This is a genomic window from Chitinophaga sp. 01L420, assembly GCF_056399985.1.
Window position 1 is genome coordinate 62,551 of the sequence record NZ_JBFTSK010000039.1, and the last position, 13,569, is coordinate 76,119.

Consider the following 13,569-nt stretch of genomic DNA (forward strand, 5'->3'; position numbering starts at 1 on the left):
AGTAGTGGAAGGAGGTGTGCAGGGACTACTGCACACCTTTTTATTTTTTCGGAGAAGTAACAGGCAACCCCTGTGTTACCGGGAGTACAATCTGAAATGTGGCGCCATCCTGATTTTTTGAAATACCATAAATTTCTCCCTGGTGGTTGACCACAATCTTTTTACATAAAGCCAACCCGATGCCGGTGCCGGCGTATTCTTCCACATTGTTTAAGCGGTGGAAGATCAGGAAAATCTGGTCAGCATACTGTGGTTCAAACCCGATACCATTATCTTTAAAGCTGATCACATAGTAAGATAATTTAGCGTGAAGCCCTACCATTTTCTTTTGAGCCTCCTTCGTTAGTTTGCTGGCAGAAATGTGAATTAACAGGGGCGTATCTTTCCTGGAAAATTTAATAGAATTGCTGATCAGGTTATAAAAAAGCTGGCTGATTTGTACGGGTATGGCTTCAATCACCGGCAACTGTTCCCGATAGATCACCACATTTTTTTCATGGATGAGTAAATCAAAATCATTGATGACCTGGGTCAGCACCTCATTCAGATCTATTTTATCAAACGGCACATCTCCGTGAAGTATCCTGGAAAAGTTGAGGACTTCCTTAATCAGGTTTGACATTCTTTCTGCAGAAGCTAGTATTTTACTAATCAGTTCCTGCGCTTTTTCCGGTAGATCTTTTGTAAACCGGTCATTCAGCGTAGAAGAGAAGGTCCGGATTTTACGAAGTGGCTCCTGCAGATCATGAGAGGCGATGTAGGCAAACTGCTTCAGGTTTTCATTGGAGTGTAGCAGTTTTACATTGGCTTCATGCAGGGAGAACGTTCTTTCTGATACCTGTTTTTCCAGTTCATCCGTAAACAGTTGCACTTCTTTTTCCAGCTTTCTCTTCACCGTAATATCTTCAATAGCCAGCAGGATCAGTTGCTCTTCGTTATGATCTCTCAGGATGCGGCTGGCATTTAAAAGCATCATGCGCTCACCTAAGACAGGAAAAGAATGGATAACTTCAAAATCAACGATATTGGTTTTCTCTGGTAATATCTTTTCCAGCATTTTGCGGAGACCAGGGATATTCCATTGTTTATTGTTGAATTCAAACAGGTGCTTGCCTACGATACCTTCTTCGGTAGCATGAAAAATGTTATAGAATGGCTGGTTCGCACTTTTTACTTCCAGGTTTTTATTCAGGATGATGAAGGGTTCGCGGATGGTGGTAACGATAGACTCAGCATATAACCGCGAAAGATCCAACTGTTCATTTCTGTCAGATATTTCCTGGTTTACAATGATGAGTTCTTCGTTGCTGGTTTGTATTTCTTCTTTGGATGTTTCCAGTTCTTCGTTCAGGCTTTGCAATTCTTCACTGCCAGAAAGCAATTCTTCGTTAGCACTTTGCAGTTCTTCGTTGGTAGCCTGTTGTGCGCCAGAGATATTTCTCATATCCTCTCTTACCTGGGCCAGCTCTTTTTGCAGGGACTGTATCCTTGCGCGATCTTTACTTTGTTTCGGCGTATCAGTAGTATCCGGTTGTTCACTGCTGATAGCGGTATCTTTAAAGAGAATTAAATAATGTGGTTCAATCGTATTCAGCAGTGGAATCACTTCAATCGTCACCAGGTACTCCGTGTCTGTAAACAAAAAAGGAATGTCTGATTTTATCATCGCCGCTTTACTGCTTTTAGCTTTATGCAGGGTGTTCCGCAGTTCAAAGGCCAGTCCTTCCCGGGCCATTTTCAGGACATTCAGGTCGGGCTTGCCAGGAGAGGGTTCCAGCCATCGGCCGGTGGCTCCCCGGAATTGCACAATTTCCAGCTGGTCATTTACGATGACGCCGGGAGGCGCATACCTGGACAGGATGATCTCATCTGCATTTTTCTGGAAATCATCTTTTGCACTTTCATTTCTTGTTGATCCGTAGGTAAGCCCTTTAAAAACTTCCTCCTTCCGGTCAGGGATCATATGCATGAATTTACCGGGTATCGCTTTGCGGGTATAAATTTTAGCGTGGTTATCCAACACATTATATAGTTCTGCCGCAGGCCCCGTTGTTTCAGATTTGCCCAATATCAGGATGCCTTTGTCTTTCAGTGCATAATGAAAAATAGTCAATGCTTTCTTTTGCAATACCGGTTCCACATAAATGAGAGAGTTGCGGCAGCTGATCAGGTCCATTTTTGCAAATGGAGGATCTTTCAGATAGTTATGACAGGCAAATATACAGGCATCACGGATTGATTTATGAAGCCGGAACTTGTTGTCTGTTTTAGTAAAGAATTTTTGCAGGCGACTGGCAGAAACACCACTTACTTCACTCTTTTTATAGATGCCTGTTCTGGCTTTATCAATAGCGATTTCAGATATGTCAGTAGCAAATACTTGTATCGGTGTCACAGCCGCCTGTTCGCCGAGGTATTCGTGTAAACACATCACGATCGAGTAGGCTTCTTCCCCGGTAGAGCACCCTGCTATCCAGATCCGGATGGGTTCATTGGCAGATTTGCTCTTTGCCAATAAAGGAATCACCGTTTCTCTTAATTTCTCAAAGATGTCCGGATCCCGGAAAAACTGGGTAACTGGTATGAGCAGATCCTGGTATAAATTATCCTGCTCTGCTTTATTTTCTTTCAGGTAAACAAGATACTCGCCTATGCTTTCTTTCATGCTCAGTGAAATGCGGCGTGCCATGCGGCGGCGTATTGTTGTTTGTTTATAATGGGTGAAATCAACGCCCCGGCGTATATGCAGCAGGGACAGTATTTGCCGGTATCCTTCTTCTGCAGATGGAGTGCTGCTACCATCACGCTTGGTATCGCCTAACAACATCAGTTGCTTGGGCATTGCTTCCGGCGACAATATGAAATCCGCCACGTTTGCATCAATAGCACTTTGTGGCATACTATCATAAGCAGCAGACGCAGGTTGTTGCGCAAATGTAGTGCCTCCGTGTTCTTTAATATCTTTCATGCCAAGGGTGCCATCTGTACCCGTACCGGACAAAACGATGCCAATCGCCTGATGTTGATGTACTTCTGCCAAAGAGGTGAAGAAAACATCTATCGGCATGTTTTTTTGATTTCGCGGCAATCGGGGACTTAATTGTAAGATACCATCGCTGGCAGTTAACAACTTGTTGGACGGTATGATGTAGATGTGATCCGGAGCAACATGAATGTTGTCTGTTATTTCCTGGATGGGAATTTTAGTGATCTTTTGCAGCAGATCTGCCAGGATGCTTTCATGAGCCGGGTCCAGGTGTTGTACCAATATATAGGCCATACCTGAATCGGCCGGAATTGCTTTTAATAATCGCTTGAAAGCATCTAGTCCACCTGCAGAGGCGCCGATGCCTACAACAGGGAAGAGGTTGGATGAGCGTATTTTTACCTTATCCATGTTTAACCATGCATCCCGCATTTAATGGGCTGCCTGTGGCCCGAAAGGTACTAAATATTAGGTAGTCCGCCCGAAAAGCTTACCTTTAGCTTCTCCGCCGGGTTTAAAATAACCAGGTTCAGACTTCCTTGCCAGAAACAAAAAAATATTACATTGTTGATGATGATGTTGATGATCAGCAATATTTAATCGAAGCCTTAACAGAAAATGATCGTTCAGCCCAGTGTTACACCGCTAACAATGGACAGGAAGCGATGACGTACCTGGAAAGCATTCCATCTTCATTCCCCGATGTTATTTTTTTAGACTTGAATATGCCCAGGATGGGCGGCAAACAATGCCTCACAGAACTTAAGCTCCTCCCGCTTTTGCGCGATATTCCCGTTATCATGTATTCCACTTCTTCCGATGAAAAAGAAATAGCAGACACCATTCAAATGGGGGCCGCACACTTTTTAGTAAAAGGAAGTAATTTTAAAGATTTACGTCAGGAACTGACAATGATTCTCGCTGCACTCTAAATATTTCGTTCACATATTATTTCTTTATCCCACAGGTACACGGCCATTTTTGCGGCCATAGGGAAAGGCATTATTTTACTCCAGGCCTCTACCAGGCTGCCAAATGTAGGGGTATGTGCCGCCATGGCCAGCAGCGGACAAATTTCCATTTTTTCCAGGAAGGCCATTTCCCTTTGCAGATTGGGATGCCGGATCGCTGTTTTTACTTCCAGGCAATCATCCACCACGCAGGAAGATTGTACATAGGTAATAGCGGGTGATACCTGCATATTACCATTCCATAGCTGTTGCAGGGTGTTGGCGATGTCGATTGTTTTTTCGGGAGAAGCCGGCGCCGTATGGTTTTGCTGTTGCAGGGCACCTCTCAGTCGTGCTGCAAAAATTGTTTGCGTATATTTTTCCGGGAGATAACTACCACCGTGTTGTTTCCAGAATGCGTGCGCAGGGCCCGGCCATGCCTGGCCATAGTATTGTCTTGTCCACTGCGTATGATTGACTACGGATTCCATCATCCGGTCTTCATAGTAGTGTTGTGCCAGCACAGGGTCACCGCCTTTTAAAATAGTGTTGAGTGCAATGACGGCCTGCAGGGAAAAGCGCATCGCTTTTTCTACACCGGTAGAAGAGAGCGGGTCAATGGCAAATGCCGCTTCACCCAGTTGCAGCCAGTTATGCTGCCAGGGCTGCGTATGTGCATACACCGCCACTGCGCAGGATTGTGATGGATGCAGCTCCCGGTCCTGCCGGAACAAATGCGATTCCTGCAGCAGGCTATTATAAATAGCGTGTGGGCGTTGCCGTTTGATAGTGTCAGGTGCGGTAAAAGTAATGACCCGATACCGTCCGTCATGCAGCGGTGCACCCCATATCCATCCACTTTCAACGGCTTCCACACAGGTGTGGGCAGGCATCCGGCTGGCCGGCAGGTAGGCCGACATGCCTACCATCGGTGCCGCCGTGAGCATTCGTTGCTGCTGCTGTACACCCCGTTTGCCACGGGCGTCCAATACAAACATCGCCTGCACGGCAAACAGCCCTTTTGATAGCCGGATATGTACCTCCCAGTTTTTGCCATTATGTTGGCTGCTTTCATATTTGGCTGGTTGAAACAGTTGAAGACCACGGGCAACAGCGAGGTCCAGCAATCCTTTATCCAGTAATCCCCTGTCTGCCATCACTCCATGCCCACGCAGTTGTGGTGTCAGCAGTTGCGGCTGCTGAGATTCCCATATTACCTGCGCCGGCAGCTGATGCTGACAATGGGATGCGGTTAAGAGATGCGCCGCATCCAGGTAATCAAAAATGTGATGGATGCCGGGAGAAAGTGATTCGCCAATCTGAGGCCGGGGGAAGGCTTCGCTTTCCACCATCGCCACACGATAGCCCAGCGAGAGCAGGCGCAGTGCTGCGCATGTTCCTGCCGGGCCTGCGCCAATAATTAATATGTTGAATGATTCCATGTAAATTTTCAACCTAAATGGTCTGCCCTGAAATGTAAGTACAGAAATGTGATAACGTGTTGATAGCTATTTTTTGAGACATCGTATTACCGGTACCATTCCGGCGCCAGTCGGCTTAACCGTTCATGCGCCTGCATGGTATAATGCAGCCAGCCACGGATATAATCACAGGCATGGCGGCCTTTTTCCAATACTTCATGATGACAACCACCGCCGCACAGGTATTTCGCCCAGCAGCTGTTGCAGGGTTCCTGTTGATGTACATGCCGGGATGCCAGCCAGTTGTTTTGTAACGTGGCATCTACACCATCGTAGATATTGCCCATACTACCTGCCGGTTCATTCACAAAACGATGGCAGGCAAACATATCACCATCGGCGGAAACGCCCATATAGCCGGCGCCTGCACCACAGGGGTAGGGCCGGTGTGTGCCTTTGGCGATTTCCTTTAATGCGTTGACCATATTCAGAAAAGGAAAGCGCTTGCCCAGCACCACATGTTGTTCGAATAACAGTCCGCAGGCAATCATGCCTTCCAGCATTACTTCGAGATCCTGCTTCGTCATCTCATCGCGGCCGTTGGCGGCACGCAGCAAGGGAGAAAAGCCCACACTGTGAAATCCCATGCCCACAAATTCGAGTAGGGTATCACCCAGATTTTTTTGTGTAGGCGTTACCGTTACTCTCGCTGATACCTGCATACGCCGTTGTGCAAGGAGCAGTGGTTGTATTTTTTCGATGATCTGCGCATAAGTGCCGGCGCCATTTTTCATGGGCCGTTGCTGATCATGTTGTTCACCAATACCATCCAGACTTACTGTTACGGCAAAACCATATTCTTCAAAAAAAGCTGCATCTGCTGGTTTTAGCAAGGTACCGTTGGTCGTCAGCGAGAAGTTGACCTGCACATTTTTTTTCACGCCGGCTTCTGCTGCATATACGGTGGCTGCCTGCAGCGATTTCCGGTTGATCAATGGTTCACCGCCGAGAAAGGTTAGCTGCACTTTACCGCCGGACGCACAATCTTTCAACAGCAGGTCGATAGATTTTTTGGCAGTATCCAGTTGCATATTTTTAGCCGGTCCGCCAAAGTCGCCCTGATCCGCGTAACAGTAGGTACAGCCCATGTTGCATTTCTGCGCAATGGCCAGGGAAAGTGCATACACCGCCGGACTTTGCAGGGGGGTATCATCTATGAGCGGTGTGGTATTCAGCCCCATCTGTACCAGTTCCTGGTAAATGGCGGCTTCGTCGTGCTGATCGATTAAATGTTGAAAGTGTTGTGCGGTGTCCGGAGAAATTTTGTGCAGCCGGCTACCATTGCTCACAAACAATTGTGTATGCCCGGTGGAGGGAACAATATGTATTTGAGAAGAGCCAGGCATTGACTGCCTGGCTATCTGCGATGCCAGCTCCGTGGCAATTGCGGTGAGTGAATGTTTCGTGATATTTGAGGGAGAAGGAGCGGACATTATTGTTTGTTTTTGCTTTTATCGATGATAACCTCTTCCCTGTCTTTTTTGCTCCAGGGGAATGTGTCTGCGCCGTTGCCCGATACGCTGGCATTATTTTGTGCATTGCCATGGGTGGTTGCTGTTGTACCACTGCTCAGCGCATCGCGGCCGTTGATGATAAAATTGAGTTCCCCTTCCCAGTTCTGGAATAAATCATTATAGGAAAACAGCCTGCTGTCAACACGGTTATCCGGTACGTATTCACCGGTACGTCTTTTAGCCAGCCACATATCTCCTTTACTGAGGCCATTTTCACCAGGTTCTATGTTTACATAGTCCGGGCGTGTAGCCGCCCAGTAGTAACAGGCGCATTCCCGGTAATCATTCTGCCACGGTGCGCACAACCCTTGTGTGAGTTCTCCGGGACGCAGTATAGCCCTGGAAATGGCGGCGCTGTTCGGCGCGAATATCTCACGCATCACAAAAGGAAAGGTGGGGAATGCGGTGGTATCTTTCAGTTGATCTGCTGTTACCAACACCGGCAGATTGGCCGCTCCGGGGGTAAAATGCAGCGTTACAGTATCGCCACCTTTTACGCCGAGCGATGCAAAGAAATTAGACCATTCCATAAAGGCCGCTCCACTGGGATTGTCTTTGGTGCTGAGAGGTATGCTGTCGCCACCGGGAAATACGGGGCCTTCTCCCATGACCATAGTGGGTTTTCCATTGATACCTACAATACGGCGCTCGGCGAGACCTTTGCCGGAGGAATCGAATAGCACATAGTTATCATTTTCGCTGATGGTGAGATCATGAAAGATGTACCGCCAGAGGTTTCTGAAATCTGATTCCAGGCCGGGGAAGCAGTTGGAAATGGCTGCTCTTGATAATACGCTGTAAGGGTTACCCTCGCCGCGATGATGTAGCTGCGCCTGTAAGTCGTTCGCATCAATGGCGCCGGCATTTGAGCCGCTTTGCGTAGCCCCGTTCACGTTATTATCCTCGAACATAGCGTTGGCAGCTGCTTTTATCACCGTGTTGATCATGCGATAGGTGAGTGTCAGCCCGCGGCCATCGGCACCGCGCATCAGTCCCGGCATTTTACGCCGTTCCTTGTCAGACAGGTCACCGATTTTATCCGGACGGCGCAGGGCATCCGCAAACCAGGCGGCCATGCCGGTACTCAGTCCGTTGAATACTCTTTCATGCAGTGATTGCAGGGCCAGGTTATCTACAATAGAGCTGGCCATGATAGGTTCGTATAGTCTGCCGAAATCATTGGTATCCTGACGTACCATGGTGCTGGCCACATTCCACCTGCCATTGATAGGGTTGCCATTCATCACGTTGGTATTCATCAGCGAAATAGATTCAAAAGCACGGCGTACAATATCTTCTGCTTCTTCAATAGATACTTCGTCGTCGCGTTCTGTACCCAGCAGGATCTGTTCCAGTTCATCAGAAATAGCCCGGATAGGCAGGATGTCTGGTGCAAAGGCGGGAGGGCCGGCACAGATATGAGCAGAAGCCTGTATCAGGGGTATCTGCGTGGATAGAACCGTAACAACAACGGTACCATCGCATTCATCATCTATATACCCCCAGCTATACTGATTGCCATCGCTATCGGAATAACCCGCAAAGATCTGCGCAGGCATGGTATACTTTGGGTTGAAGTTGGGCGACTCGCAGTAAGTAAACCATGGCTTGTCCGGATTATACAGTAGCTGTGCTTCGCTGGTAATGTTGGGATCCGGTGTAGGCTCCTGTCCTTTGGCTTTGATGCTGTTGAGAGAAGCGCCGTACACCTTACCGCCGCCGGGAGTATACCGGAGCCGGATACCCGGAAATTCGGCCGAAGGTTTAATAAACTGTACGGTACCCAGTGGCAGTTTTTTAGTGCCTGAAAAATTGTTGCAGCTGGCCAGTACTTCCTTAGGTGCAAAATCATTGCTGGTGATAAGCACTGTAGCGGTAATGTTATCGTCCGGGTCATTGGTTCTGCGCATGATCTTGGAGTTGTGCAGCGTTATATCCCATGCTACGTCCGACAAATGAAAGCCGGCCTGCTCCAGCACTGCTTCTGTCAGCGGAACCAACACACCGGGTTTATCTTCCAAAATGGCAAATACTTCCAGGAAAGGAGCTACCGGGCGAATAGTGCCGGTGGTATCGGTAGTACTCTTTGCATCTTTAAAAATGATTTCCGTGGGAGTAGTTACACTTAGTTCATGCGTGGTAGAGTCTACATAAAAGGTAGGCTTAGGCACTATTGTGCGAAAGCCCAGTGGCTTGTCTACCGGTATTTCCAGGTCATAAGCAGCTACCGGAGTAGCGGATGAACCCAGTCTGGCTACGGCAAATGGCGGTAGTATACGTATTTCAGTGATCTTCATAGTTGTTATTTTGAGGATGGAAGTCAGGCGTTTACGGATAACATGTCGTTGATGATCTGCAGCAGCTTTTTATCCGCCTCCCGCAGCCCATAGAGATAACGATGATTTTTTTCCGGTGTAGTCAACAGCAGCGTATCTATGATGGTTGCAGATGCCTGGATAACATCGGCATGGGTACGCCACCGGTTATGTTCACCTGCCGGCAATAACAGTGTATATGGTATCAGGAAGGGAGGGCCCGCTGTTTTATCACCTACACCTACTTTCAGTGGCATTTGTACCATGGCAGTAGCGATGCTGCGGAGGTTATACATTTCACCGAAAGTGGAATTGATGATCAGCCCTCTCGGCGTTACTGCACCGGCACTGTTTAATCCATCTTCCAATACAAAACTATGGGTAAGGAAATTTAACAACATCCGGTACCGCAGGTTAAAGAGGTGGCCCCAGTTCTGCGCTTCCGGATTGGTGATCTTATCGCGTTCTTCATCAGACGATTGTCCTTCAGAAGGATCATCGCTTTCATCCTCTGTATCTGAAGGGATAAAAGGATTCACGGCTACGTTTCTGGCAGGCGCCCAGGAGGTACCTGCTTCTGCAATCACGTCCCGCATTTCTTTATATACATTCAGGAACCGGATAAAGTGAGAGGGTTCATCTGATTGTACCGTATTATCTTCTCCCTGCTCCGCAATGGCGTTGAGGGCATTGTACGCATCATCTCTGCTGGCCAGTGGCATCACCAGTACATCAGGACTGCCTTTGGGGCTACCACCGTGGGTATTACCACGCTGTCCTCCGGCATATCCACGACCCCATTCATCGAACTTGGCCTGAAACGGATAGGTGTCTGCCTGGAATATTTCATCACCAATAACGGTAGGGTCCTGTATCAGCTGTAACAGTACATGGAACAATGCGCCTACGGTATTGGCTTTGGGTACTTCTGCCGCCACTCTGTCCTTGATTTCTTTTGCCAGTGGATCTTCACTGTTGATAAAGGTAGCAGGCGCTTCTGCATACACGTATTTAGCGAGGGAATTAAGCGTCAGTGGCTCCAGCTTGAAAGGGAAAGGGTAGAAGGGCGTATCCCATGGATAGTCCTGTCTTTCGAAGTGTAAGGGGCCGCCAATGAGCTTCAGCACATTCTGTACAGATACAAAATGGCCCATCTCTTCTTTGGCGATGCCAAGGATCACTTCCTGCCAGGTGCTGATCTGTTCGCGGTACTTTTCGGGTACCTGCGGGCCCCCCAGACTGTAAGCTGCATAGAGGTATTGCAGCATTAGTCCGTGTTCAATTTCTGCATCAATATGTAAGAGGAAGGTCACATAGTCTTTGCCATTGAATTCAGGCGGAATAAGAATGGGTTGTTCGTCCGCAAGGATTTCTTCTGTAAGGAATGTTTGGAATCCTTCCTTTCCGCCAAGAAGGGCAGATTGTCTGGTGATTTCCGCCCGGCGTTCTTCTGTCCGGGCTCTTTGAAAAACGGGTCCAAGGAAACGTTGATAGTTACTTTGCATAAAGGATAGCTGATTAAGTGTTATAATTGAGTGTGAGTCGTAAGTATTGTTGAAGTCCATTTAGGGACACGAAGGGCTATGCATGTAAAGTATTTTGTGTGGTTATTTTGAGTCTTCTTCGTGATTACTGGGATAAATAAAATACGGTCATTTTTGCGACCTGGCAAAATTAATTTAGTCACATTGAGATATGATTAACAATACGTTGATATTGTTAATCACCTACGCCTTTACCTGAGAATGAGAGAGTGCAATTTTAACCTGATGCTATTCAAACCGCAGTGTATTTAATTTCCATTTACAATTGTTTAAATTCTATTCACAGGTTACTGTTGAATTATAAACTAATTTCTATCCCGTATTCAACCAGAACTGAACGAGCGCCATTGATAAGAACCCGTTACCGAGCATTTAATCATGAAAACCCACAAATCCCCTTTTTTTATCACAAAAAAAACAGACGTATGAAAAACACGATGTTTGCCGCCGCTTTAATTGCGCTGGGCATGCTTTCAGGATGTACCAGGAAGAGTACTCCCGGTAATGAATTGCAGCCTATCCCTGCCCAAAATCAAAAGTTACAGGTACTTGCCATACCACCCACCACCTGGCAGGAACATTGGTTTGAGCATGTACAATTGCTGAACCGAGTTTTTTACGACACCAGCGTAGCGGTGTATTACGACAATGATGTAAACAGCAGCGTTACCTGGCCATTTACTTATCTGGCACAGGTATGGAACTACACCAAAAGTACCTACGGCACTTTCGGTGATGATTCCCGCCTTTTCGTAATCCTGCATACCGGCAAATATTCCGGTGGGCATCCTTCCACCTACATGGTGGCCGATCATGATTACCGGAATGTGATCGATGTAGGCTCATCCGATCCAAACGCCTGGATCAGCGGCAATGGCGGCGATATTGACATCACCACGCATGAAGTAGGTCATATCGTGGAAGGCGCTTCCAAGGGCGTACATAATTCACCCGCCTTTGGCATCTGGCACGACAGTAAATGGATGGAAATTTACCAGTACGATGTATACCAGGCGCTGGGCCGCAGCAGTGATGTGACCCGCTGGTACAACTCAAAGATCACACAAACAGATCCTTTTCCGCGTGCCGGCACCTACTGGTTCCGCGACTGGTTTTATCCCATCTATCATAACAATGGCGGCGCTACTGCATTGAATAAATTCTTCGTATTGCTGGCACAGCATTTCCCCAAAACAACCTTCAATAATGGCATCACCACTTATCCGGAATATACCCGGGGTATGAACTTCGGGGAGTTTGTGCATTTCTGGAGCGGCGCCGCTAACACGGATCTGAAACAACTGGCATTGACGGCTTTCGGCCATAAAGATGAACAGGGCAACGACTGGACAGCTCAACTTAAACAGGCTAAAGTAACTTTCTCCGGCATTACCTATCCTTCCAATGATATCACCGGGCAGGGAACCATTACTGTCAGCAACGAAAATGGCGGTGGCGCAGGTGCTACAGAAGGATCTTTAAAACTCACTGACAATGTATACGGCAGCAAGTTTTTTGTTGGCGGTGTGCCCACTACTTTTAAGATGCAACTGCAATTCCCCAGCGGACAAACAGTGAAATCATATACCCTCACTTCCGGCGATGATGCCATAGACCGGGATCCTAAAAACTGGCAGCTGAAAGGGTCTGATAATGGTACTACCTGGACCGTATTGGATACGCAGACTAATCAGACATTTGGTGCGAGAAATCAAACCAGGCAGTTTAGCATTTCGAATACCACAGCGTATAAATATTATGCCGTGTATGTAACGGCCACCAATGGGAGCGTAGACTTTCAGTTGAGTGAATGGCGGGTGCTGAAGTGATTTTTTTAGCTAATGCAGCGAATGATGAGCATAACATCAATTTCGCTGCATTTTTCGCTTAAATCTAATCGCTTAAATGTAATCGCTTAAATGTAATCGCTTAAATGTAATCGCTTAAATCTAACCGCTTAAATCTAATCGCTTAAATCTAATCGCTTAAATGTAATCGCTTAAATCTAATCGCTTAAATCTAATCGCTTAAATCTAATAGCTAAAAGCTAATGGCTAACAGCTATTTCACTATTCCTCAAACCGCTTTAATATCTTTTCCAGTTGTTGCTTACTCAAATCTATATTCAACCCCTTTGTATCGAGGATATTCTTATCCCTTAGCTCTTTCAGCGTGCGGTTAAAACTTCTGACCGATATCCCCAGGTAGGCGGCCATATCCTTTTTAGGAAGAAAGATCTCCTGATCAGCCTCCAGCGTCAGCAACCGCAGTAGAGCGTATTCTACCGGGTATAATTGCTGGTAGGATGCCCGGATGCAGGTTTGACTGATCCGTGTGGCCAGTTCCTGCAGGAGTAGTTGGTTAAAGGCGGGGCTGCTCAGCACCAGGGTGGAGAACAGCGCATGCGGAATGGCATATACGGTTACCGGTGTGATGGCTTCTATATTACACAGGCATTTTCCTTTATTGATGGCTTCCAGTTCTCCGGTTACTTCTCCCTTCCCCAGGAATTCAAAAATATAGTCCTTCCCGTTATCTTCCGCAATGTAGCATTTGGTGATGCCATCTTTAATGATATATACATGGCTGATGGTGTCTCCCTGCCGGATCAGGCGGGTGCCGGGATCGAAAGATTTTTGCATCACTGCGGTGCTGTTGGCAGTGTATTGTTCCATGAAAGTTAAAAAAGCCTGGTTCGTTCGTAACATACTATCAGTGGTGGGACAAATGTCCCGTTTAATTCAGCGGCGCTACTTATTTTTGCTTCCGTAAAATGTAA

The 13,569-nt window shown here is 47.1% G+C and carries 8 protein-coding genes; 2 read left to right on the forward strand and 6 right to left on the reverse strand.

The features are described from left to right. Nucleotides 1–40: 40 nt before the first annotated feature. Entirely contained in the window at nt 41–3,397 is a 3,357-nt protein-coding gene (locus tag AC1DP6_RS27665; RefSeq protein WP_477057766.1) for a chemotaxis protein CheB, read from the reverse strand. Nucleotides 3,398–3,525: 128 nt separating this feature from the next. Between AC1DP6_RS27665 and AC1DP6_RS27670 the strand changes: the two genes are divergently transcribed. Then, nucleotides 3,526–3,918, forward strand: coding sequence for a response regulator (locus AC1DP6_RS27670; RefSeq protein WP_477057767.1), 393 nt, complete (start codon nt 3,526–3,528; stop codon nt 3,916–3,918). Here AC1DP6_RS27670 and qhpG read toward each other — a convergent pair. The 4 genes from qhpG to AC1DP6_RS27690 all read right to left on the reverse strand — a co-directional run bounded on the left by qhpG (nt 3,915) and on the right by AC1DP6_RS27690 (nt 10,751). Then, entirely contained in the window at nt 3,915–5,378 is a 1,464-nt protein-coding gene (gene qhpG / locus AC1DP6_RS27675; RefSeq protein ID WP_477057768.1) for a flavin-dependent monooxygenase QhpG, read from the reverse strand. The genes AC1DP6_RS27670 and qhpG overlap by 4 nt on opposite strands. A gap of 86 nt (nt 5,379–5,464) precedes the next feature. After that, nucleotides 5,465–6,850 (reverse strand): radical SAM protein, encoded by a 1,386-nt coding sequence (locus tag AC1DP6_RS27680; protein WP_477057769.1) that lies wholly within the window; start codon nt 6,848–6,850, stop codon nt 5,465–5,467. Then, complete coding sequence (locus AC1DP6_RS27685) at nt 6,850–9,228, reverse strand: hypothetical protein (RefSeq protein WP_477057770.1); 2,379 nt, start codon at nt 9,226–9,228, stop codon at nt 6,850–6,852. The genes AC1DP6_RS27680 and AC1DP6_RS27685 overlap by 1 nt, the downstream gene beginning before the upstream one ends. A gap of 23 nt (nt 9,229–9,251) precedes the next feature. After that, complete coding sequence (locus tag AC1DP6_RS27690; protein WP_477057771.1) at nt 9,252–10,751, reverse strand: ferritin-like domain-containing protein; 1,500 nt, start codon at nt 10,749–10,751, stop codon at nt 9,252–9,254. Between the two features lie 464 nt (nt 10,752–11,215). Between AC1DP6_RS27690 and AC1DP6_RS27695 the strand changes: the two genes are divergently transcribed. After that, nucleotides 11,216–12,619 (forward strand): hypothetical protein, encoded by a 1,404-nt coding sequence (locus AC1DP6_RS27695; RefSeq protein WP_477057772.1) that lies wholly within the window; start codon nt 11,216–11,218, stop codon nt 12,617–12,619. 240 nt (nt 12,620–12,859) lie between these two features. Here AC1DP6_RS27695 and AC1DP6_RS27700 read toward each other — a convergent pair whose 3' ends face one another. Continuing rightward, nucleotides 12,860–13,498 carry a Crp/Fnr family transcriptional regulator gene (locus AC1DP6_RS27700; protein WP_477057773.1) on the reverse strand — a complete coding sequence of 213 codons (639 nt, stop codon included), beginning with the start codon at nt 13,496–13,498 and terminating at the stop codon, nt 12,860–12,862. Between the last annotated feature and the right edge of the window lie 71 nt (nt 13,499–13,569).